Source organism: Providencia sp. PROV129, assembly GCF_028482245.1.
Taxonomy (GTDB): Bacteria; Pseudomonadota; Gammaproteobacteria; order Enterobacterales; family Enterobacteriaceae; genus Providencia; species Providencia vermicola.
In genome coordinates, this window is record NZ_JAMPQD010000012.1 from 20,574 (window position 1) to 44,574 (window position 24,001).

23 protein-coding genes and 1 tRNA gene are annotated in these 24,001 nt (G+C 41.2%); 6 read left to right on the forward strand and 18 right to left on the reverse strand.

The genetic code is table 11. The features are described from left to right. The first annotated feature begins 37 nt into the window (after positions 1 to 37). A complete protein-coding gene (locus PSF27_RS09205) occupies positions 38 to 1,042 on the forward strand; it encodes a multidrug DMT transporter permease (RefSeq protein ID WP_206085176.1) in 1,005 nt (334 codons plus the stop codon). A 37-nt stretch (positions 1,043 to 1,079) separates the two neighbouring features. Here PSF27_RS09205 and PSF27_RS09210 read toward each other — a convergent pair whose 3' ends face one another. The 11 genes from PSF27_RS09210 to PSF27_RS09260 form a co-directional block, all read right to left on the reverse strand. Continuing rightward, a complete protein-coding gene (locus tag PSF27_RS09210; RefSeq protein WP_272681362.1) occupies positions 1,080 to 2,075 on the reverse strand; it encodes a sugar-binding transcriptional regulator in 996 nt (331 codons plus the stop codon). Positions 2,076 to 2,211: 136 nt separating this feature from the next. Then, a complete protein-coding gene (locus PSF27_RS09215; RefSeq protein WP_272681350.1) occupies positions 2,212 to 2,535 on the reverse strand; it encodes a hypothetical protein in 324 nt (107 codons plus the stop codon). Positions 2,536 to 2,759: 224 nt separating this feature from the next. Next, positions 2,760 to 3,074 (reverse strand): hypothetical protein, encoded by a 315-nt coding sequence (locus PSF27_RS09220; protein ID WP_206085179.1) that lies wholly within the window; start codon positions 3,072 to 3,074, stop codon positions 2,760 to 2,762. Between the two features lie 80 nt (positions 3,075 to 3,154). Continuing rightward, positions 3,155 to 4,087, reverse strand: coding sequence for a fimbrial protein (locus PSF27_RS09225; protein ID WP_272681363.1), 933 nt, complete (start codon positions 4,085 to 4,087; stop codon positions 3,155 to 3,157). 15 nt (positions 4,088 to 4,102) lie between these two features. Further along, positions 4,103 to 4,606: a fimbrial protein gene (locus PSF27_RS09230; RefSeq protein WP_206085232.1), complete on the reverse strand. Its 504-nt coding sequence runs from the start codon at positions 4,604 to 4,606 to the stop codon at positions 4,103 to 4,105. Positions 4,607 to 4,627: 21 nt separating this feature from the next. Next, the gene (locus PSF27_RS09235; protein WP_206085180.1) at positions 4,628 to 5,164 is read right to left on the reverse strand and encodes a fimbrial protein; all 537 of its coding nucleotides are present in this window, start codon (positions 5,162 to 5,164) and stop codon (positions 4,628 to 4,630) included. Between the two features lie 10 nt (positions 5,165 to 5,174). After that, the gene (locus PSF27_RS09240; RefSeq protein WP_206085181.1) at positions 5,175 to 7,814 is read right to left on the reverse strand and encodes a fimbrial biogenesis usher protein; all 2,640 of its coding nucleotides are present in this window, start codon (positions 7,812 to 7,814) and stop codon (positions 5,175 to 5,177) included. 73 nt (positions 7,815 to 7,887) lie between these two features. Then, the gene (locus PSF27_RS09245; protein ID WP_272538858.1) at positions 7,888 to 8,586 is read right to left on the reverse strand and encodes a fimbria/pilus periplasmic chaperone; all 699 of its coding nucleotides are present in this window, start codon (positions 8,584 to 8,586) and stop codon (positions 7,888 to 7,890) included. 61 nt (positions 8,587 to 8,647) lie between these two features. Further along, complete coding sequence (locus PSF27_RS09250; protein ID WP_206085183.1) at positions 8,648 to 9,184, reverse strand: fimbrial protein; 537 nt, start codon at positions 9,182 to 9,184, stop codon at positions 8,648 to 8,650. Between the two features lie 80 nt (positions 9,185 to 9,264). Then, positions 9,265 to 9,813: a type 1 fimbrial major subunit FimA gene (fimA, locus tag PSF27_RS09255; protein WP_206085184.1), complete on the reverse strand. Its 549-nt coding sequence runs from the start codon at positions 9,811 to 9,813 to the stop codon at positions 9,265 to 9,267. Between the two features lie 167 nt (positions 9,814 to 9,980). Beyond that, positions 9,981 to 10,289 carry a helix-turn-helix domain-containing protein gene (locus PSF27_RS09260; RefSeq protein WP_206085185.1) on the reverse strand — a complete coding sequence of 103 codons (309 nt, stop codon included), beginning with the start codon at positions 10,287 to 10,289 and terminating at the stop codon, positions 9,981 to 9,983. Positions 10,290 to 10,811: 522 nt separating this feature from the next. On the opposite strand from PSF27_RS09260, the gene PSF27_RS09265 reads away from it, so the two are divergent. Next, on the forward strand, positions 10,812 to 11,174 hold the full coding sequence (locus PSF27_RS09265) for a YibL family ribosome-associated protein (RefSeq protein WP_206085186.1): 363 nt from the start codon (positions 10,812 to 10,814) through the stop codon (positions 11,172 to 11,174). Positions 11,175 to 11,466: 292 nt separating this feature from the next. Here PSF27_RS09265 and PSF27_RS09270 read toward each other — a convergent pair whose 3' ends face one another. From PSF27_RS09270 to PSF27_RS09285, 4 genes are all read right to left on the reverse strand, one after another. Then, on the reverse strand, positions 11,467 to 12,558 hold the full coding sequence (locus PSF27_RS09270) for a nucleotidyl transferase AbiEii/AbiGii toxin family protein (RefSeq protein ID WP_272681351.1): 1,092 nt from the start codon (positions 12,556 to 12,558) through the stop codon (positions 11,467 to 11,469). Beyond that, positions 12,527 to 12,946 (reverse strand): DUF6088 family protein, encoded by a 420-nt coding sequence (locus PSF27_RS09275; RefSeq protein WP_272681352.1) that lies wholly within the window; start codon positions 12,944 to 12,946, stop codon positions 12,527 to 12,529. Before PSF27_RS09275 ends, PSF27_RS09270 begins: the two co-directional genes overlap by 32 nt. Before the next feature lie 207 nt (positions 12,947 to 13,153). Next, complete coding sequence (locus PSF27_RS09280; RefSeq protein ID WP_272681353.1) at positions 13,154 to 14,098, reverse strand: helix-turn-helix domain-containing protein; 945 nt, start codon at positions 14,096 to 14,098, stop codon at positions 13,154 to 13,156. 142 nt (positions 14,099 to 14,240) lie between these two features. Next, positions 14,241 to 14,335, reverse strand: a tRNA-Sec gene (locus PSF27_RS09285). Positions 14,336 to 14,644: 309 nt separating this feature from the next. Between PSF27_RS09285 and prlC the strand changes: the two genes are divergently transcribed. Both prlC and rsmJ read left to right on the forward strand, forming a co-directional pair. Then, complete coding sequence (prlC, locus tag PSF27_RS09290; RefSeq protein ID WP_272681354.1) at positions 14,645 to 16,687, forward strand: oligopeptidase A; 2,043 nt, start codon at positions 14,645 to 14,647, stop codon at positions 16,685 to 16,687. Further along, positions 16,680 to 17,450 (forward strand): 16S rRNA (guanine(1516)-N(2))-methyltransferase RsmJ, encoded by a 771-nt coding sequence (gene rsmJ, locus PSF27_RS09295; RefSeq protein ID WP_206085190.1) that lies wholly within the window; start codon positions 16,680 to 16,682, stop codon positions 17,448 to 17,450. Before prlC ends, rsmJ begins: the two co-directional genes overlap by 8 nt. Positions 17,451 to 17,532: 82 nt before the next feature. On the opposite strand, the gene gdhA is transcribed toward rsmJ, so the two are convergent. Both gdhA and uspA read right to left on the reverse strand, forming a co-directional pair. Beyond that, positions 17,533 to 18,867, reverse strand: coding sequence for an NADP-specific glutamate dehydrogenase (gdhA, locus tag PSF27_RS09300; RefSeq protein WP_206085191.1), 1,335 nt, complete (start codon positions 18,865 to 18,867; stop codon positions 17,533 to 17,535). A 268-nt stretch (positions 18,868 to 19,135) separates the two neighbouring features. Continuing rightward, on the reverse strand, positions 19,136 to 19,570 hold the full coding sequence (gene uspA, locus PSF27_RS09305; RefSeq protein ID WP_206085192.1) for a universal stress protein UspA: 435 nt from the start codon (positions 19,568 to 19,570) through the stop codon (positions 19,136 to 19,138). 445 nt (positions 19,571 to 20,015) lie between these two features. Between uspA and uspB the strand changes: the two genes are divergently transcribed. Then, a complete protein-coding gene (gene uspB / locus PSF27_RS09310) occupies positions 20,016 to 20,351 on the forward strand; it encodes a universal stress protein UspB (protein ID WP_206085193.1) in 336 nt (111 codons plus the stop codon). 122 nt (positions 20,352 to 20,473) lie between these two features. On the opposite strand, the gene pitA is transcribed toward uspB, so the two are convergent. Next, on the reverse strand, positions 20,474 to 21,964 hold the full coding sequence (gene pitA / locus PSF27_RS09315) for an inorganic phosphate transporter PitA (protein ID WP_206085233.1): 1,491 nt from the start codon (positions 21,962 to 21,964) through the stop codon (positions 20,474 to 20,476). Between the two features lie 376 nt (positions 21,965 to 22,340). Between pitA and PSF27_RS09320 the strand changes: the two genes are divergently transcribed. Further along, positions 22,341 to 23,540, forward strand: a complete 1,200-nt coding sequence (locus PSF27_RS09320) for an NAD(P)/FAD-dependent oxidoreductase (protein WP_272574367.1) — start codon at positions 22,341 to 22,343, stop codon at positions 23,538 to 23,540. The last annotated feature ends 461 nt before the right edge of the window (positions 23,541 to 24,001 follow it).

The window sequence follows — 24,001 nt, forward strand, 5'->3', positions numbered from 1 at the left end:
TATAACGATTAATAATAACTACCTCAAGGAGTTATGTATGTTTATCGTGGAATCATATCCTATAGCAATAATTATGTGTTTTATCACGATGATTTGTTGGGGGTCATGGGCTAACACAACAAAACTGGTCAGTAATAACAAATGGGAGTTTCCGCTATTTTATTGGGACTATTCCATCGGCGTTTTAGTCTGCTCATTGCTGTTCGCTTTCACTCTCGGTTCGATCGGAGAAGAAGGCCGAGACTTTGTTTCGGATATTCTGCAGGCGGATATCAATATTATCTTCCTTCCAATACTTGCAGGGATGATTTTTAACGTCTCAAACATCCTTCTTGTCGCGTCCATTAGTTTAGCGGGAATGGCCGTCGCATTCCCTGTTGGCGTAGGTTTAGCGTTGGTTCTTGGCGTGATCACCACCTATATAGGTAGTCCGCAAGGTGATCCAACCATTCTATTCTTAGGCGTTGGTTGTGTTGTTGCAGCTATCATCTTAACCGCGATTACATACAGCAGAGTCACTCAGTCATCAGATAAAAGTCGACGTAATAAAGGTCTGATAACCGCTATTTTTGCGGGTATCATCATGGGGTCATTTTTCCGCTTCTTAGCACAGTCCATCTCTGGCAATTTAAGTGAACCTGAAGCAGGGCTGATGACACCTTATACTGCACTTGTGCTATTTGCACTGGGTCTATTTTTATCCAACTTTGTGCTTAATACGCTCGTGATGAAAAAACCCATTGTTGGGGAGCCCGTTCAAGGGAAAATGTATTTCTCGGGTAGTTTACGTGACCATTTGTGTGGCTGGTTAGGCGGCATAATCTGGTGTATCGGCTTAGGGTTCAGCCTCATTGCCTCTGGCCAAGCAGGGTATGCAATATCTTATGGGTTAGGCCAAGGGGCGACGATGATTGCGGTTATCTGGGGCGTATTTGTTTGGCGTGAATTTGCCAACGCACCCGCTGGCACGAATAAATTGATCATGGCAATGTTCTTCCTGTATATCGCAGGCATTGTCCTCATCATCGCCGCGAATCAGTAAAATATTTCGCCCCATGATGTCTATCGTGGGGCAAATATCATGGCTTATCGTTGGGCAACTCACACGCTAATAAAAACTCAGCAGTTCCCTCATCAACAATTAAATCTGTCACATAGCCACCCAACAATGCACCTAACGTTGCGGCATAGCCATTCTCGCCACCTGCTAAAAATATTTTACGCTCAATTTGCCTTAGCTGAGCAAGACTGATCCCGAGAATACGTTGGTCAACATCACCAATAACAGGTATTCCGTCTTTATCATAAAAGCGCCCACAAATGACCCCAACCGCGCCTGCATCCCGATAACCTTGCATCTCCCTTTTGCTCAATACACCCACACGAATTAATGGATTTTCATCCAGCGCACTACCAACAACAAAGAACGCTTTTGTACAATGGGTTAATACCTCGAAATTCGCACGAATGATCGGCTCAGCCTGTAATTCCATCGCGAGTCTTGCACTAGAAACAACGGCGGGAACATGAAGTGAAGCAACTTTTCCTGAAAGTTTAAACGCTATCTGTGAGGAAGACTCAAGGATTGTCAGGTCTGGCTGAGAAGGCATAGAACCGAGCATCTGAATAACGGTGACATTTTTACATGAATTAGGTGTCATCGTTTTACTCATCTCATGGATAGTTCTTCCCCAAGCGACACCTAAAACATCATCATTCTCAATAACTTGGTTCAAATACATCCCACCAGCGCGAGAAAGACGAGAACGCATCAATTTGGAATCTGTTCGTTTTCCTGCATGTTCACCATCTGGCACGATGATAACTCTATGCAAACCAAATTTATCACGAATACGTAAAGCCGCATCAATGGAGCCGAAGACATTAGTATCTAGATTAATTTGGACTAAGCCATTTTCCCTAGCAGTTTGCAGGTATTTGACGACCGTTACACGAGAAACTCCCATTAGGGCAGCAACTTCAGTTTGGCTTTTACCTTCCTGATAATATAACCATGTTGCGTGTAGTACAGGATCATCATTAAACAAGCTACTGTTGACTTGCTCTTTGCTCATCATTGTCTCCTGACATAATTTGGAAAAGCCTAGTTTAAACGATCAGAATATTACAGCCAGTCTTTATCACCATGGCTGGTCTTTTTAGGGACTCAATCCGATTTTATTCTCACCTATCCATACAGATAAAACCTTGCTACCCACCAGACTTACATACCACATCATATGACATTAAGTTTGGCTTTTCATTTTTTATCCATTCAACAATGACCTTCAATCCATCCGCGTAATAAGCATCACGCCCAGACCAAAGAAAATACCCCTTCCGCCATGCGGGCCAATCGCTTTCAAGCTGATAATTAAACTCAGGCGCCCGAAGTAACCCATGGCTTGCATTTGGCAATACTATGACGCTCGCTCGAGGATTAGTAGACAAAATAGACTTGTAACGGCACGCGTTGAATTGAGCATCCACATTCAGGTCATTAGTTCCCCAAACAGCCAGTACACGCCCATTCATATTAGAGAGATCGGAAGAAGAATCACTTAGGTAATTTTTGACAACAAAATCAAAGATCTTAACGCTCGATTAAAAAACGTTAGCTACACCCTAATATGGCGTGAGTACTTTTAATTCCAAAGACTATCCAGAGACCATAGTGATAGGCAGCCATATGGTTATTAAATAAGCTAAAATATCAGAGTTTACAATGAATGGTAAATAATGAAGGCGATAGGTGTGTACTACCCAAATTGTTTTTCATAAGCATCGAGGTGATGCTTAAAAAATTTCGCATATTCTTCGGCGGATTCAACTAAAACAGTGACCTCGATACATTGCTCGCCCAGTTCTGCGGAATAATCGTCAAACGAGATAGAGTTACAGGCAATTTCTTCATTGGTTTCGTCGGTATATAGGCTCAAATGTACTTTATCGATATCTGCGGTATAAAATACAGTTGGCTCCAGCATACCAAACACAAACCCCATCGGAGGATCTCCCCCTTCTAATGCAGTAATCCCAATCACCTTGTTTTTATATCGAATTTTATATTTCATAATCTGGCTCGCAATGGTGAATATTGGTGGGTGGAGAATTAAACCCCACCAGTGATTTAACCAATAATTCAACCAGCATGCTAATCATAAGTAAAAGTGACACCAATAATAGACTGCACTTTCCCTGCTGAAACTTGGCCTGAAGTACGTCCATATCGTGCACTTAAGCCAAGGCTAACAGCACCTGTGGTGACCCTACCTAAAGCCACTTTTTGATTAACGGCTATCGCATTCCCATTACTGACCAGTTGAATACCGACGCCTTTTGCCGCATTTGTTCCCGAAAATGTATTCGCAAAAATATTTGAACGAGTATCTGTGGTCCCTGAAAGATAATAATACAGGTTTTGCCCTGAGGCACAGTGGACCGAAAGCGGAACAGGTGCTGTGCCAGGGTATTCGGGTAGATTTACAATAACATTTCGTGAAGATACATCACATCCACCAATAGGAATGAGTACATCATTATTGGTGTAGAGGTTCCATGTAAAGGTAGCCGTCCGTACATTTCCCCCTCCAATAATATCAGAGCCCACCTGATGCATAACAAGGGTGGCAAAATGAGAGCCTTTTTTAATGGCAATTCCACCTGCAGCATTAATAGGTGTTAGGAATAATTGGGTATTCCAAGGGGTGTAATTCCCAGACGGAAAACTTTGTTGGTGCGTGGGTTGCATAAGTGGAAACGTATTGTTGATACCATAGTATTTTAGTGAACCATTAAAATTGACAAGTGCCCCACCAAATGCAGACCCTCTGATCATACTCACCAAGTCCCGACGCGTTGTTGGTGAATCATTCTTACATGAAATGGATTGTGACAAGTCAACAACTAGATTTTGCCCAGGCTGCACACTAGGCTGTAGGTTTACATAAACATCTGCGATTTTCGTACCATTATCGCTATTTACAATATTTCCCGTAGAATCTGTGCAGGTGAAAGCATAGCTCAAAGAAATACCCACGGTATAAATCGTTAAGCCTGCTGCAAATAACTGAACACATTTTTTTATATTCATAATATTAACTCATTGATAAGTATAGGTAACATCAATAACAGCTTGTATGTTTCCTTGAGTAGCTTGGCCTTTGACGGAAAGCGCTCTGACTTGCAAAGGAAAACGGGTGGATAATGAAGAGTCGTTAACTTGCAGTTTTTTTTGCGCACCATTGTTTAAGTTATTACCCGCGGTATCTTGGAGTTGTAGCTGAATATTGCCTGCTGTTCCCTGATTTTTATAATAACCCGTCGTATCAGCGATACCGCTGAAAGTGGCGGTCACCGTGGACGTTCCTACAGGGCAATTGACTAAATCTAATGAAACGGGGTGCCATATTGAGGAAGAACCTGGCGTGATTAAATTAAAAGTGTATAAATCACCTAAATCAACATTGGCACTCGTCGTTGCAACAGTGCATGGCTTCGCAACAACACTCCCATTCACTGTAATCGTCACATCAGCGGCATATGAGGATGTGGCTAGTGAAAATAAAATCAGCCAGATAAACGGGGCTGCTCCCTTCCATTTAATGTTCATGATGACATCCTCTGCTTACTGGAACTCAAGCGTAAAAGTGGCGGTAGCTCGAACATGCCCCGCTGTGACTGGTAATTTAGACGCCATTAATCGAGCATAAAAATGCAGTGTATTATTCTTACCTGCCACTAAAGGGGTCCAAACCATGTTGTTACTGGTAGCATTGAGTGCGAGTGGTTTTCTGGCACCATCTAAAATTTGTATACCTGCGCCTGATGCATTGAGGCTTCCGGGGTCTAACGCCAATAAGGTCTGATTGTTGGTATCCGCAATTCCCACAAAACCCACTTTCACCGCAGTAACCGAGTTGCCACAAGGGGTGAGCTCAATATTAAATGGAATGACAGGGGTCACTTCCCCCACGGCATAAAGTTGCTTCACCGCGTTATTAAGTAAATCAACAACTTGGCTTTGCGACCCCGGTGCAACCGCACACGTGTTATCTCGCACATACCCTTTAATGTTGATCGTACTGTCTGCCGCATATGCACTTTGAGATAATGATAAAAGTGCAAATAGAGAGGCAGAAAAAATCATGAACTTATTCGGCATTATTGGCTCCTTAGCGGCACAGTGCGCGGTACTTACTGAGCATCTCGTGTTGGCTTTGCTCAGGTAATGTGTAGTTAATCTGGCACTGTGAGTCGGGACCTTCTCCCCAGCGGGCAATAAGATGACCAGAAAGTGATAACCCCGTTAAGTAAACTTGACCGTCATCAGCAACAATGCTGCTACCATTGTTATCGCTTGAAGAAACAATCGCGCCAAATGGCACGGGCTTTCCGTCACTTTTTAGTAATGTCATCAGTACTTTTACCCCAATTCGAGGGTGGAAATCAGCGCGAACAACTGCACCTCGAGTAGGAACGACACTGACAACGGGGTCTTCTAAATCGACATTATTGGCTAATGTGTTGGTATCCAGCGCAATACGGTTTTCTCGGTAATCGGTGGCATAAGGTAAGATGGCATAGCCACGCCAATCAGTATTAACCCCTGTCTGATTTTCAACTTTTACGTTTCCCGCCCCCGGTGCTTTCACGAGGACAACAGTGTCATTCATTGGCTGACTAAGCGTGATGCCATTAGCATGAGCTAACACACCACCACTCAGACCATAATACATTTGGCGTACGTTATCGGTATAACTGTAACCCGCGTTAGCATTGCCATATGTACCGCGGTAATTCAGCGCCGTGTAACCAGATGCCGAAGAGTTACCTTGGCCGCCCCCTGCGTAACCCGTTTGCACGTTATAACTTAAGTTATTATCTTCAAGTAATGTGCCATAAAGGCCTGCCATGTTAGTGATACGGCCTTTTAGGTCATGGGAGACGTTATAACTGGCACTCGCATTACGCCAAATTGATTGGCTGTCAGATCGCATCCAATAGCTAAATGGGATATTCACATTCATCGCTAACATCTGGTCATTTGCTTCTTGCCAAGAGTTCTTAGACAGACTGTAATTGATCCCCCAGCTAATACCTTCAATCAGTGTATTGAAACCAACCTGTAAATGTTTATCGGACTTACTCGTGTTCCAATACGTTTCATGGCTTCCTGTCACATACAATGTTGATTGCTCACCTAATTGTTGGGTGAGGCTTAGCTGGATTTTTTCACGTTTGTTATAGGCTAAATTATAGTAATCCGAGAATGTTGGAGTGACTTGAATGACACCATCTTGTGTCGCAAGGCTATAACCATTCATGCGCTTATAAGTGGTATCCGCAAATGAATAATAGCCTTTGGTTGAATAACGATAGCCAGCCAATTGTATGGTTGTGCCCGTTTCATTCATCGACTTGTTATAAAGAAAACGAATAGATTGCCCTTGATGATTGCTATCGTCAGGCAGCTTCGCATTTGCCTGTGTAATATCGATAGACAGCGCACCAAATACACCAATGTTTTTCCCCATACCGATGTTGAAGGATTGATAGCGACTAGCGAGTTGCGAACCTCCATAAAGTGTCCACCCGTATGATAAACCTCTCATTAATGTCGCTTGCATAAAACTTGGTTTTTCTTGCTGGCCATTTCCTGCTCGGTAATCACCCGCAGTAACAGCATATTGGGTATGCCCTTCCCTTTGAAGTAATGGTACAGATGAGTAAGGCACCGTAAAACTTTGCACCGAACCATCCGCTTCAGTAATACTAACGTTGAGGTCACCACTGTTTCCTGCGGCATATAAATCATTAATAATGAAAGGCCCTGGCGGGAAAGTATTGCGGTAGATTTCATAGCCATTTTGTTTGATGGAGACATCAGCCGTACCACGAGCAATACCGCGAATAACTGGCGCAAACCCTTTTTGGCTTTCAGGTAGCATATTGTCATCAGAAGCTAGCTGAATTCCTCTAAAGTTAAAGCTATCAAAGATTTCACCGGGGGTATAACTGTCACCTATTGTTAAGCGGGAGCGTATCTGATTTATCCCACGCTCCAAATAGGTATTAATATGTTCCCAACGAGTTTCAGTCGTCGACGTTCCTGAGCTGTGACTCCACGTCGAGTTATCTCGTAAGCGCCATGCCCCAAGGTTTAGCCCGCTTTGCATATTTAGGTAGGTATAGCTACTGTGCTTACCATTTTGGTTACGTGCACTATTTCCCGTTAAACTATAATTTAAAATACCCGCCGTAATACCCGAGTCCCAATATTCCGGGGGAATAAAATCTCGAGCTCGATTAGCCATAAATATTTGTGGAACCGTAATGTAGAGCCGTTGCAAACCAACATCAAAGCGTGCTGTCGCGTCTTCAATAAGCATATTCAAAGGCTGGCAGTTATTTTGCTCTGGGGTATTTGTTCCTGAAATTGCGGGTGTATTAACACCCATTTTTGCTAATTCGCCGAGTGTGAAACAAGGCATAAGCTGGCGTTCATTTTTATTTGCGACGAAACGAACATCTTTGGTTGATAAATAGCCATCATTCAAATAAATATCAACACGATAGGTTCCTTCCGGTACTTCTTGGCCTTGCTCAAAAGCAGATAGGTCTGCAACAGCGGAAGGGTCATCTGCTAAAAATCGTGGATTAAAGTAGAGTTCTGCCTCAGCCCAAGCAGGATACAGGCAAGCACTAATTAATAGCGTCAATGGAATTAAGGGAAAATGGCGTTCGGATATATATCCAAAAAATGATTCTTTTCCCGAAATGAATTGCCTTTTTTCAGATGCCAGATATGACATATTCCCTCTCCCTGAACAACCATGTCGCCCAGTAAGTTATTTAAATCAAAGTAGTAGTGAGTAAAAAACGTTTTTACTGGATGTTTCCGGTCATTTTGGGAGTTAACGCACCATAGTCATTAATCGTTTGGAAAGTAATGCCACCATTCGCATTGGTTGGCGCAGAGACAGATGCCTCACCAAACGGAGGAACCAATACATTATCGAGTTTGGTTGAACCGATATTTAATGACGTTACTGTTGCGTAATAAGGTGTAGGATTAATAACGGTAACGCTGCCAGCTTGGCGCCTGAAACGTAATGATTCCGCAACAGTTTCAGGCGAAACAGATAAATTGGTCGGGCGATAATACAGTTTGATCCGGCTGATGATGGCCAATTGAAGCGTATTTTCATTCAGCTTGGATTTATCCATGGCAGGAATGGCTTTTACATTGAGCCAGAAAAGGCTTTCTCTATCTTGAGGTAATTGGTTATTAGTGGCGTCAATAATACGCAATGTATTTTCTTTTTTACCTTGCATGGTAAATAAGGGTGGCGTAACCGCAAATTGGCTATCTTTTTTCCCTGATGTATTCTCTACCCAAGATTGAATAAGAAAAACGCTTTTTTCATCATTATTTGTCACTGCAAGCTGAACTTGTTTTTGCCCAGCAGGGTAAATAACACGTGTCGCGCCTAATGCAACACCGGCATATGCCTGAGTATATATATTTGAACAGAGTAATATTAATAAGGCGCTAATTAGTTTGCGGATTGTTACGTTTTTCATTGTTACGTCTGTCCTTTTCTAACAAAAAATTAAATAGGTATATAAATTATTTACGGATGTTTTATTCATAGGTCAGCGAAAAAAGAGCCTGTGCGTTTGCCTTTCCACCCGTAATTTGATAACTCGTCGCGCGATATTTAGCGATAAAGTGCAACGTCATATCACCATTAATAACGCGTGCTATTTTCCGAGGTGTACTATTAATAGGAATTAAGGTGTTAGCGGAATCAAAAACAGCTAGCCCTACGCCACTGGCGCTATTCGGGCCATCACCAATAGCAAAAATATCTGGGTTGGTATTATCTGCGATCCCCGAGAAAGTGATAGAGACATACTCAGTCGCGGTTTTGCTGCATTCGCGTAAATGGATATCAAATAGAACAGGCGCGGTTTCTTGACCTGGGGCAGTCAGCATATTCGTTCGTAGTTGTCCCATATTTACAGTCAAATTTTTGTCTGAAGTTTCGACACTACACGCTTCTGCGATGAGTTCCCCATGGAAGTGCATTCCTCCGCCTGGTAACTGAACATTCCACTTGTTTCCAGCCTCAAGGAGTGGAGCGAATAAAAGTAGTAGCGCAAACATCACCTCTCTCATGAGACTTTACCTTTCTAATTTTATTGATAAATAAAGCCGTCCTTGGCTAACTAATTCGACATCCTAAATCTGCTTAAAAATTACTCGTACTGAACAGCAAATGTTGCATCTGCGTTTGCCACACCCGCGGTAGTTGCATCAAGTGCATAGTAGCGAGCTTGGAATGGCAGAATGTTAGTACCATCTTTCAATGTCATCGCGGTGCTAAATGTTGCACCATCAAGGCCTAGAGGAATGCTTTTAGAATCTAAAATTTGGATACCTACATTCGTTGCAGAACCAGCAGCAGAAGAGGCTACAGATAGAACTGTCGGGTTTGCTGCATTTGCAGACACACCGGTAAATGCAACTTTTGCAGATGTCGCAATAGTGGTATCACAGTCATTTAATTGAATGTTAAAACCAACAGGCGTACTCACATCACCTGTTTGTGCTAATTTAACAGTACGAACTTGACCAAGCTGCACAGTTTGTTCAACGGAACCCGCGTCAACAGCACATGCCGCATTCACTAGCTCACCTTTAAAATGAACTGTGCCACCATTTACTGTCGTTGTAGCAGCAGAAGCCACCATTGAAGATAAAGACAGCGCAGCAGCGATTGATAAAGAAATAACTTTAAATTTCATGAAATTTACCTTTTTATTAATATTTCCTAATGGACATGTGTACTACAAAAACTTTTATTAACGCGTGACGAATAGAATCATTAGATTTGAAACCTAATGATTGTTTTTATATTGATAAACACTTTTAAATTTTATTAATAAATATAATTTTAAAAAAAGAGAAATAACTATCTCTTTCTTACTGTTATAAATGAATTTTCATACGTTGGTTTTTCAGGCTCACTTTTATAAAATGTTAGGATATTTTCCATAAAATATTCTATATCACAGTTTTTAAGTCCTAGAGCAAATAAGAAATTCATTAACCCATCAATAGTTAATGTATTTGTTCCACACTCATAACGTGAAATTTGTTGCTGGCTTATGTTTAAGCGTGCACCAAGTTCAGCTCCCGTTATTCCCAACGATTTTCGGTAGCATCTTAATAATGAGCCTATATAAATGGAAATATTGTGAGATCGTGGTTTATCCAACATCCTTCCTCCGGTTTGTTTATAATAAGTGACGCTTTAAAACCGATGCTATTACTAATGGACTATAAAATTTCACTTAGTGTAAACAATGAAAATGAGTATTGGCTAATCGTTTTGGTCGATCAAATACCCATCGATTGATAGAAATTAACAATCAATGTAATAATATTGATCGCCAAAACTTATCATAAGTCAGGTTATTAGAGGGTATATTTATTTTATATTGACAGATTTATTCACATATACACGCCATTGAGTGTATCTGTATTTTATACTTATCGTAAATTTCAAACCTTTTTCGAGTGTATGTGGGGCATTTTTTAAAATAGAATTTAATAAAACTAAAATTATAAGATAAATCCTATTCGTTTATTTATTAAATAAAACTTTATTCTCACAAATATTTAACTATTTTTCACATCCAAATAAAATTTTTACGTCGCGGTCCCCACCTATCCCTTTTCACCCTCCCTCTCAGAATAGTGTATACTCGCCGACAAGAAATTTATTCACGGTTAATTAATAATGAAAGAAATCGAAAAAACACAAATTAAACTGCTTAGCGACCGTTTAGACCTTATTCGTCACCAGATGGCAAGCATGCAACTGACGAGCGAAGCAGAAAAATACGCAGAGCTTGAGAAAGAAAAAGCGACGCTAGAAATTGAAATTACTCATCTGAAAGCGTTGCGTAACAAGAAGCTAAGCAAAGAAGCACAAAAATTGGTGAATATGCCATTCAAACGCGCCATCACTAAGAAAGAACAAGCTGATCTTGGCAAACTGAAGAAATCCGTACGCGGTTTAGTGATTGTCCACCCAATGACGGCCTTAGGTCGCGAAATGGAACTGGATGAAATGACGGGTTTTTCTAAGAGTGATTTCTAGTTAGAAAATCAGCCCCACGAAACCTGTGATAAGCCACGACAACTGAAAAGTTCGTAGTCCGCTACCATAGTGAAAATTGTTAATAGACGCGTCACTTGCTGGTGCGAATATTACGAATCACAGGAGTAAGAATCGCTAAATAACTGTTTATTAAAGAAATATTAAAAAACCCCTGAAGAATTATGCCCCCAATTTTGCCCCAAATTTTTTTGGTGCTTTTACTGCGCAAAATTGGGGGCAAACACTGGTGGAAAATAGCAATAAAATAATTAACCTTATAACTATCAAAAAGTTATTCATTAGTTAATCGTTGTAGTAAATGTTCTGCAACCTCAATAAAACTTTTAGATGCTTCTTCATATGAATGTGGCTCTTGAGAGTAGACCAGTGGGCTTAATTTTGTTTTATATAATTGACTTAGCAACTGCCCTTTATCACCCTCACTGTCTTTGATCACTTTTAAGCATTCACTTAGTACACTATGAGGGTTATTTGCAAATTCTTTAAATTGCCAAGCGTATTCTTCTAAATCGGTATTAACTGTATATTCAAACATGCCAGCTGCTACATGGATGGCGTTTGGATGGATTGTATGAATTCGCCAAACATCATAAATATGCCTTACTAACGCCTCATCGAATTCAGATTGTTTGACACCCTCACAATACATTGCAAATCGTCTTAAAAGTGATAACACTTTTTCAGCAAGCGTTTCTGCAATATTAATACACTCGATATCAAAATCAGGGTAATTATTGCCTTTTATTAATTGCTGATAGAGATAATTAATCTTTAATTTTTTAGTCTCTAAATTAATGGGGCGATTTATCAGTTCAACCTTAATGCAGCTACGCAAAGGGTTAGCTCCCCCGCTACTGAAGTGCCCTTTATAGCTTAAATCAACATTATAATGACGATGTTTATCATTAATTTCTGGATTTCCACCAACTTTATCGGTGAGATAAAAACCAAGAACCTCAAGGTTTTTAGTAAGTTGATGATGAATATCTTTTAGCCGTGCTTTATCTGAAGGGAATTCTCTTTTTAATTTATAATTAGAAGGGACTTCTTGAAGAAGAACTTTTATATCAATATCTTCTGACATTCGGCTAATTAAATTATAAGCCTTCGATAAGCAAGTACCACCAGCAAAAACAAACCTGACGGGTAATTTAATATTGATAGGGTCATTTGGCACTTTTTTGCTTCTAGGGTCATACCCTTTCAACTGAGCTTCATGCACAATATGCAAGCTTGCCAAAACACGCAGAGCATCTGTTACATGGACATCTTTTTCTGCAACAAATGCAGGTAGCCCATTTAATAGCCCAGCAGCCTCTGCATCTTGAATATCAGCAATTTGGTCTTCCGTAATTTTTTTCATATTGAACATTTCTACCTGAAACAGTGATGTTTCGAGATATTTTCCTTCCTGGAGTTCTAATTTGTAGCTGCATTGGAATTTGAGTCGTTTTACCTGCGTTATAATCCTTTAAAGCTTGCCCTTGAGTTACTTGAACATTAAGCTTTTGAAAGGTTTCTTCCACAACTGACTCAAATGGTGCTGCTACCGTCCTTTTACCTGCAAATCGATTAAAACGAGTTTTCGCATAAACACCTAGACTCACTCGAATGATAATCCCCTCTTCGACAAGCATCGCTAGCACTTTGCCGATTTGTGATTTACTCCCTAGATGCTCCAATTCTGAACGTAAAATAACAGTACCTTTTCTGTTGGCAATGGAGCGCAACAGCTTTTGTTTTAAAAACATAGACGACTCCTTTTAAAAACAGGTAAATATAGTTTTATATTAGCAAACTTCCTATTAAAAACAATACATTATTTTTATATAATAAGGTAAAAAATGAGTCTTAATATCCATATATTTATCAGTTAGCTAGTCAGAGTCTTATCTGATTTTATTCAGCAAAAATACAACTGCTTAAGGCACCTTTCGATGCCTTAAAGTATGTTTTCATTAAACCCTTAAATTTGGATCATCGGGAACAAAATCTGTAATCTCAAGTTTTTCCATAATTCTTGGTAAAACTTGATGAATTAACCGCATACCGACGAGTAATTCATTCATATAAATATCAGGGTGCAACCGATGTTCATTGACCCCTAAGCTTTGTGCTTCAGCATCATGCCCAACTTCATCATGACACTTATAAACAATATCTAATAACTCCGCACGTAGTGGAATATGTTCCCTAAATGCACGTTCTTTTACAAGATTAATCCACTGGATATATTCACGATTAATTTTGTATTTAAAAGAATCAAAATTAGGTGCAAAGTTACTATCCATATCAATTTTGGATGCTGCTAAATAAATTAAACAAGGCTCTATATTCATAGCTTCAGAGTCATATATTTCTAATTTATCGTCAAAAATTAAATCTTCTATATACGCTGCATAAAAACCATAAACATCATTTAACGATTGGAAGATAGCTCGAATAAGCTTTGTATATTGATTAGTGCTAATAACATCAAATAAATTATCATCGCACTCATCGTCGTGTGTAACCTCAAGCTCCTTAGGAAACTGACTTGGTATGCTAATACCTAGTTCAGTAAAAATTTTTATAATTTGAGAGCTTAAAAAATCGACATCATCCTCTAAAGAAACCGTAATATAGCCTGTTTCTGCATTTGCTTTTTCATCATCAGCAATAATTTTGATAATACGATCCCATTTCATAGCATTTTCAATACTACCAACACGCAAAACAAGCTCAGCAGATAATTTACCTAAACCAATTTTTTCACGAATGCATGTTTCCATCTCGTTAGACATATATTCACCTTTCTTCCACTTGCTAATTTGTGTCGGTGAAACAGCTAAAAACTGAGCTAATTGTTTTTGTGTCCAAGATAACTGCTTCAATGCTAAGACAATAATATTTTCACTATCCATACAACACCCCGAATTTAGTAAATAAAAATAATTTTTTACTAAATTACAGAAAGTATAGAATAAAACAACAATAATTTATTGAAAAAAGAGGAGCTATTAAGATGATAAGAATATAGAGAATGTTTTCAGGATAGCCATTGAGTGGCGGAAGATCACAGGAGTCGAACCTGCCCGGGACTGCTGGCAGCCCCAACTGGATTTGAAATCCAGCCGCCTCACCGGAGACGACGATCTTCCTCTATAGATTGGAAAGTGATTATAGACTGAATTCATTATTTTCCAAAGCATTGAAACTACAACTATCCTCTTTATTGATAAAAGCCAACAAAAACCCCATTTATTGATAAGCACTGATAAGAAAAAACGTTATCTTGATATTGAGGTTTCCATATCCGCCCCCATATACTTTCTTATATTCATAATGGTGTGCTGGTTTTATCACCCGATAACATGAATTGTTTGGAGATAAGCTCGCCATTTAACTTTTATTGTCAACACTGTAAGCCTTGGCCTACGAGCACAAGCCTGCAATCACAGGATGTTTTTATGACAAATTCATTATTAGCCGATTCTGCATTACCCCGTTTTTCTAGCATTGAACCTGCTCACGTTTTTCCTGCTGTCAAACATGTGCTCACCGAGTACCGCCAAACAGTTGAAAACCTCCTGAATGCAACCACTCACTATACATGGGATAACCTGTGTCAGCCGTTAGAAGAAGCGAGTGATAAGCTGTCTCGCGTTTGGTCACCAGTGAGCCATCTGCATTCCGTGAAAAATAGCCCTGAACTGCGCGAAGCTTACGAGCAATGTTTACCACTATTGTCTGAGTTCAGTACGTGGATGGGCCAGCATGAGCCCTTATACCAAGCGTATAAATCCTTAAAAGAAAGTGCTGAGTTTAATTCACTTAGCCAATCACAACGTAAATCTATCGAAAACACCTTACGTGATTTCGAATTATCAGGTATCGGCTTACCTGCTGAAAAACAGCAACGTTACGGTGAAATTGTTGCACGTTTGTCGGAGATCGCGTCTAAATTCGGCAATAATGTGCTTGATGCCACCATGGGGTGGACTAAACTCATTAAAGATGAAAAAGAATTAGCGGGTATGCCAGAAAGCGCCATTGCCGCCGCAAAAGCCATGGCGGAAACCAAAGGCGAAGAAGGCTACCTCTTAACTCTCGACATGCCAAGCTACCTGCCTGTCATGACCTACGCGGATAACGCAGAACTGCGCCGTGAAATGAGCCATGCATACAGTACTCGCGCCTCAGACCAAGGACCAAATGCGGGCAAATGGGATAATAGCGAGCTTATCGATGAGTTAATGGCGTTACGCCACGAGCTTGCCCAACTGCTTGGCTTCAAAAATTACGCAGATAAATCCCTAGCAACAAAAATGGCAGAATCACCAGAGCAAGTTTTAGGCTTCCTCAATGACTTAGCCGATCGCGCCCACCAGCAAGGTAAAGACGAACTGGCTGAGCTCACCGCTTTTGCTAAAGAACATTATGGTATTGAGTCTTTAGAATCGTGGGATCTAGCGTATTACAGCGAGAAACAAAAACAGCATAAATTCTCATTAAGTGATGAGCAATTACGCCCTTATTTCCCTGAACAACGCGTTCTAAATGGTTTGTTCGAAGTTGTTCACCGAATCTATGGTTTAACCGCCAAAGAACGTAATGACGTCGAAACATGGCATAAAGATGTGCGTTTCTTCGAACTGTATGATGATACTAATACCCTGCGTGGTAGCTTCTACCTTGACCTCTATGCACGTGAACACAAACGTGGCGGAGCTTGGATGGACGATTGTGTTGGCCGTATGGTGCATAAAGATGGTTCACTGCAAAACCCAGTGGCTTACCTGACATGTAACTTTAACCAGCCATTAGGCGATAAACCCGCTCTCTTCACCCATGATGAAGTCATCACCCTGTTCCATGAATTTGGTCACGGCTTGCACCATATGTTGACGCAAATCGATGTCGCTGATGTCGCAGGGATCAATGGTGTGCCTTGGGATGCCGTCGAATTACCAAGTCAATTTATGGAAAACTGGTGTTGGGAGCCTGAAGCGCTGGAATTTATATCTGGCCACTATGAAACTGGCGAACCATTACCAGCCGAAATGTTAAGTAGCATGTTAGCCGCGAAAAATTACCAATCCGCAATGTTTGTCCTGCGCCAATTAGAGTTTGGTCTGTTTGATTTCACCTTACACGCAGAGTATGACCCTGCAAAAGGTGCGCAAGTCATGCCGACGCTATATGCGATTAAAGATAAAGTCGCGGTGGTACCTTCACCGAAATGGGCTCGCTTCCCACATGCCTTTAGCCATATTTTTGCAGGCGGTTACGCAGCAGGTTACTACAGCTATTTATGGGCTGATGTACTCGCAGCTGATGCTTACTCACGCTTTAGTGAAGAAGGCATTTTTAACCGCCAAACAGGCCAATCGTTCCTCGACAATATTTTAAGTCGTGGCGGCTCTGAAGAGCCAATGGCGTTGTTTGAGCGTTTCCGTGGCCGTAAACCAGAACTTGATGCGATGTTGAAGAGCTACGGTATTCATGGCTAATCACATTAAGATCCAGTTGATTTGTGAAGAGGGTGCCGATCAAGGCACCCTTTCTCAACTTTCTGAAAAATGGCAGCTTTCCCATACACCAGATGCCACTATGGCACTGGTGCTTACCCCCGAAAATTTGCAGCTCCGCAAACTTGATGAACCCAAACTCGGTGGTATTTTTGTCGATTTTGTTTCGGGAGCAATGGCTCATCGCCGAAAATTTGGCGGTGGACGTGGTGAAGCAGTCGCAAAAGCGGTTGGGATTAAAAAAGAGTATTTGCCTGATGTAATTGATGCCACCGCAGGGTTAGGCCGAGACGCCTTTGTGCTCGCCGCTCTTGGTTGTCACGTTCGAATGTTAGAGCGTCACCCTGTGGTTGCGGCATTGCTAGACGATGGCTTACAACGTGGTTATCAAGATGCCGAAATCGGCCCGTGGCTACAAGAACGTATGTCCTTGATCCACACATCAAGTATAACCGCATTGAGTGAAATCACTCCTGCACCAGATGTTATCTATCTTGACCCGATGTATCCACATCGGCAAAAAAGTGCGTTAGTTAAGAAAGAGATGCGGGTATTTCAGTCGTTGGTGGGAGCAGATGATGATGCAGATGCATTATTAGCGCCTGCAATTGCCTTGGCAAAACGCCGTGTAGTGGTCAAACGCCCTGACTATGCAGAGCCCCTTGCAGGACAAAAAGCACCATCAGCGGTTACAACAAAAAGCCATCGATTCGATATCTATCCGTGCATTAAAAATAACGATTAAACGTAACGGCGAAGGGCGTATGTACAGGTGAATTATCAGTATGATACAACCGCCCTTTCGCGTACGTTTTTTTGTCAGAGGATTACAACACACCCTGCCCAAGCATTGCATCAGCGACTTTTACAAAGCCCGCGATGTTCGCACCTTGAACATAGTTGGTTTGTTTTCCTTCACCGCCAAACTCAACACAGTGGTGATGGATATCCAACATGATGTGGTGTAAGCGCGCATCGACCTTCTCTGCTTTCCAGCCAAGACGAGCTGCATTCTGCGCCATTTCCAAACCTGATGTTGCCACACCGCCTGCGTTAGCAGCTTTACCTGGAGCAAACAACACGCCAGCTTCAAGGAACAGCTCTGTTGCAGGGATCGTCGTTGGCATGTTTGCGCCTTCTGCGACCGCTTTAACGCCATTTTTGATTAACACTTTCGCTGCTTCAACATCCAGCTCATTTTGTGTTGCACATGGCAATGCGATATCAACAGGGACATTCCATGGTTGCTGACCCGCTAAGTAAGTTAAACCAAACTCTTTCGCGTATTCTTCAACACGACCATAATTGTTTTTGATTTCTTCTAAGCGTGCGAGTTTTTCTGCAGTGAAGCCAGCCTCATCAACTACCGTACCGCTAGAATCCGATGCAGTAACCACTTTCGCACCCAGTTCCATACATTTTTCAATGGTGTACTGTGCCACGTTACCTGAACCAGAGACCGCAACTCGCATACCATCAAAGCTTAAACCATGGCGCTGTAACATTGCATTAGTGAAGTACACTAAACCGTAACCCGTTGCTTCAGGGCGAATTAAGCTACCACCAAAAGACAAGCCTTTCCCCGTAAATACACAAGAGGTGTCGTTAGACAGCTTTTTCATCATACCCGTCATAAAGCCAACTTCACGCGCACCCACACCAATATCGCCTGCAGGTACGTCAGTGTTTGAACCAATGTGGCGATACAGTTCCGTCATCAATGCTTGGCAGAAACGCATGACTTCACCCGTGCTTTTTCCTTTCGGATCAAAGTCTGAACCGCCTTTACCACCGCCCATTGGTAAGGTAGTTAGTGCGTTTTTCAGTGTTTGTTCGAAGCCTAAGAATTTCAGAATGGATAAATTAACAGATGGGTGGAAACGCATACCGCCTTTGAATGGACCGATGGCTGAGCTAAATTGCACACGCCATGCGCGGTTAACTTGGACCTTGCCTTGGTCATCCATCCAACATACGCGAAATTGGATAACCCTTTCAGGTTCAACAAAGCGCTCAAGCAGTGCTTGGTCACGGTACTTTGCATTTTGCTCAAGGAAAGGCCAAAGGGAAGTGAATACTTCACGAACAGCTTGTAAAAACTCTGGCTGTGAAGGGTCTCTTTTTTGGACAGACTCCAAGAATGAAGATAGTGATTGTGTCATCTATGTCTTCCTTTTTTAACATGTAGTTGTTGTGATGTGCCTCACTCTTTCTTGTCATTATTTTTAGGAAATGTGAGGTTGATTTGTGTTTTGCCTATTGAATATATCATTAGTTTGTATTCTAAATTCAAGGTTTTTTTTCACTATAATGCAAAAAAAATTGCTTGACCTGCCAATATCTACCCTAAATGTCATATTTTGACACAAAAAAAACGCCTGCATAAGCAGGCGTTTTTAGTGAATAATATTTCAAATAAGAGAGAGTAGATTACTCTTCATCGTCATTTAACGGAACAATCAACATATCCACATGAACTGTATTGATTAACTGACGTGCGGATGACATCAGTTTGCTCCAAAAGTCTTGGTGATGACCACAGACCACTAAGTCCATGTCGTATTTTTTAATGGCATCAACCAGTACTTGACCAAGATCGCCGCTACCACTCAGCGTTTCTTGAATATCATAACCCGCACCTGCAGATAAATCTTTCAGCGCATTACGCGTCTCATCAGTGATACGCTGCTGCATATCACCCAAATTGACATCAATAAGTCCGGTGTACAGGTCTGAATAGTTAACATCAACATGGATCATGGATACTTTGGCACCGTAAGGTTTTGCCATAGAGACAGCCTTATCCAGTAATACTTTACTTTCAGGTGATAAATCTACCGCAACAAGAATATGTTTGTAAGCCATAAGTAAACTCCTTCCGAATGCTGATTAATCCAGTGGTTATGCCTTCACCACATCTTAATAATACTATACCTGCTAACTGTGATAATTAAGTGTTGCACTGATCACATCTAAGCAGATTAACCTTAAAACCATAAGTGTATATAACATTTTATAAAACAATAACATCATTCCTTCAATATTAATATATTCACCTAAGTAATTCGAGTTATGGCTACACTTCCACAGACAAGAAACAACATAATTTCACTCTAAAGTGTGATATCCAATGATAAGCAGCAATGAAGTATTTTTTCAATATAAACAAAAAGTAATCAAAAATTTGCAGGGATTGCACTTTTTTTAAACAATAATTTATCCTACAATGAAATGACTGAGTATAAATAAAATATCTTGCTGTATTTCCTTTTTGACAAGTGCTGTGAGCTGGGTTTCTAAGGAGGGGATTATGTTCAGTATGATTGCTTTATTTTGGGCACTCTGCATTTTATGCATCTTGAATATGATGCGTTATTTTTCGTCCATTCGTGTTTTATTATCTATTTTGCGGGATTCCGATCCGTTACTCTACCAATCCGTTGATGGGAATGGTTTTTTCACCACCCATGGTCAACTGAACAAACAACTTCGGCTTGTCCGATATATCAATAGCAAACAGTATCTTGAGCACTATGACCCTGAAGTCATTGCGCGTTGTGAACGAATCCGTAAACAATTTATGACAATAAGCCGGCTCAGTATTCTTGTTGTCGTGAGCTTAGTTTATCTTTTAATGACGGGTTAACCCGCTTTCTTGACGTAAAAAAATAGTGATGACCTTACGATCATCACTATTTTGTATTCTTATATCACTGTGTTCATGTCACTTTCGACGGCTTCACAACAGTGAAGCCAAGTGAAGTGCTGTTAGATAAACAGCAGAGATAACCAGTACAACCCACCAGATAAAACAATCGAGACAGGTAAAGTCAGTAACCACGCTAACGCAATACTTTTGATTGTTTTAGTTTGTACACCGCCGCCATCAACAACCATGGTTCCCGCAACAGCGGAAGATAAAACTTGGGTTGTTGAAACTGGCATACCCGTATAACTCGCCACACCAATTGACACTGCCGCAGTCACCTGCGCAGAAACACCTTGTGCGTAGGTCATGCCTTTCTTACCAATCTTCTCACCAATCGTGACTGCAACACGCTGCCAACCAAACATGGTGCCTAAAGACAGGGCTAAAGCAACCGCAATGATGATCCACAGAGGTGCATACTCAACAGTATACAGCAGGTCATTACTGAGTTTTTTCAGTAAACTTGCATCTTTCGAGCTCGTCTCTGGTAATTTCGCTACCGCATTCGCTGTATCAGAGATACACATCAATAAACGGCGCGCATGGTTACGCTGGTCAGGCGTTAGCTCTTCGTAGCTCTGAATGCCGTTTAGCATCGTCTGAGCTTGATTTAAAATTGCACCTGTACGTGAACTATCGCAATGGAATTCGCCACCAGGCTCATTACTACTTTCAGCAACTGCAGGGGCATTTTCTATCGCGTGGTTTAACGCAGGTTTATGTGTTTCATAGTATTGTTGCAGGTGGACTACAGCATCATGAGTTCTCGCGATATCATAACCGTTCGAGTTCATATTCATGACGAAACCAGCTGGCGCAACACCAATCAGCACAAGCATGATAAGACCGATACCTTTCTGCCCATCGTTCGCACCGTGCGAGAAACTGACGCCAACCGCGGATAAAATCAGCGCGGTACGGGTCCAGAATGGCGGCTTACGCTTACCATCCTTTTTCTCACGTTCTGCAGGTGTTAAGTGAATACGGCGACGTTTCTTTGTTCCGCTCCAATAACGGCGTAAAAAGAAAATCATCAAACCGGCAATCACGAAACCAATCGCTGGAGAAAGAATTAACGACATGAAAATACTGATCATTTTCGGTATATTCAGAGCGTCAACCACTGATGAGTCTGTCACTATCGCATTGGTTAAACCTACCCCGATAATGGCACCAATCAGTGTGTGGGAACTGGACGCAGGGATACCGAGGTACCACGTTCCAAGGTTCCAAATAATTGCAGCCAGTAGCAATGAGAAAACCATTGCAAGGCCGTGAGCAGAGCTCACATTAAGCAAGAGGTCTGTTGGTAAGAGGTGGACAATCGCGTAGGCAACGCTCAACCCTCCCAGCAAGACACCAAAAAAGTTAAAAACCCCTGCCATGACAACTGCGAACTGTGCCCGCATTGCTCTGGTATAAATAACCGTTGCTACCGCGTTAGCGGTGTCATGGAAGCCATTTATAGCCTCATAGACCAGCACAAATAACAGTGCTAGAACTAATAATAGACCTGTATGAAATTCTAAACCTGTAAAAAGATGTAGCATAGACGTTAAGCCATTATATGTTGGACATGAACGCGGCGCATTATCAGTGACAAACGCTGGCGGTGGAAGCAAAATCTAACCTTTTTTTGATTTAACTACCCATCAAAAAAGCACCTCATAGCAATTACCCCATAAATATCAATGCATTAGCCAAAACAAACTTATTCTGAATTTTTGAAACTTTTTTAACGATTTTTCCCGAAAATAAAAGTTATTTGCTCTTTTTGCGCGAATTTTTCTAATTATAATACGTCTTACACACTTTTCATCCGATCTCGCTCGAACCTTTACATTACAACCACCGCAAGATGACGTAAAATACCCATACTCATAATTTAATTGTGCTAAAAATCAAATAGCTATAGAGAAAGCCATTGTGAAAAATATCGACGTTATTATTTTAGGTGCAGGTGCCGCGGGTCTATTTTGTGCCTCACTCGCAGGTAAACGCGGACTCAACATACTTGTCCTTGATAACGGCAAAAAATTAGGCAGAAAAATATTGATGTCCGGAGGCGGACGCTGCAATTTCACGAATATGTACGCTGAGCACAGCAACTATCTTTCCACGAACCCACATTTTTGTAAGTCAGCACTTGCTCGCTATACACAATGGGATTTTATCGGGTTAGTTGCCAAATATAATATTCCTTATCATGAAAAAACCTTAGGGCAGCTTTTTTGCGACAATAGTGCGCAAGATATTGTCGATATGCTGCAAAATGAGTGTAATTTACCGAATATTTCGATCAAACTTCGCAGTGAAGTCACCGAGGTCGAAAAAACGCCAGAGGGCTTTCTCGTCACCGTGAATGGAAGCCAAGTAAGTGCTCGCTCACTAGTTGTCGCAACGGGTGGGTTATCGATGCCAGGTCTTGGTGCCACACCATTCGGCTACCGCTTAGCAGAACAATTTGGCCACTCGATTATTCCAACCCGTGCAGGCCTTGTCCCATTTACACTGCACAAGCCCCTTTTAGAAGCGCTGCAAGTGCTATCAGGGATCTCTGTCGCGGCAACTGTGACAGCGGCTGACGGAACGCTATTTAAAGAAAATATCCTCTTTACTCATCGCGGCCTCTCTGGCCCTGCTATCTTGCAGATTTCTAACTATTGGAACCCTGGAGAGTATGTAAGTATTAACTTACTTCCGACCCTTTCGCTCAGCGATTTTTTAATGGAAGAAAAACAAGAGCACCCGAATCAATCTTTAAAAAACACCCTCGCAAAATTATTACCTAAGCGGTTAATCGAAATCATGCAAGCGCAAGGGCAAATCCCTGAATGCGCCCTAAAGCAATTGAACCACCCACAAGTTGAAGCGCTGCATAACACACTACATGCTTGGCAAGTTCAACCTAATGGGACTGAGGGCTACCGTACAGCTGAAGTCACTCTAGGTGGTGTTGATACCCATGAAATATCATCAAAAACAATGGGTTCACTGAAAACAGAAGGGTTGTATTTTATCGGTGAAGTTGTGGATGTGACAGGTTGGTTAGGCGGTTATAACTTCCAATGGGCATGGAGCTCTGCGGCAGCTTGTGCAGAAAGTCTGCCAGTTAACCATAAATAATTTAAGGTTAATAGTTATCCGCAATGTTTTGTTGTTAACATCTTTTTAGGAAAAACCCCTTAATCCATTGAAAAATAATGGTTAATATTTAACTTCATAGAAATCATATAATTGCAGTATTAATTATAAGATATATTATTTTGGTTAAAAATAATGCTTTACAAACGATAGTGATAAGCATTATCATTATCATCACTTCCTCGATATGGTTACTTAGTCACCTATTGTTGGGAGTACGACATTGCTCACATTGCTTCCAGTGTTTACTTTAGCCAGCCTTGTGCTGGCTATTTTTTTATCTGCATCAATTGGTTAATTGACTAAAACTCCCCCCGTCCCTTTCTCCATCCATTTTCTTAACTTATCTCAAATACACTTATTCAAATTTTTTGGATCCTATGGTTAATGGCGGCTACTTTTCTCTCTTAGCGAAACGGTTAAACTGTTTGCAATTGATTTAG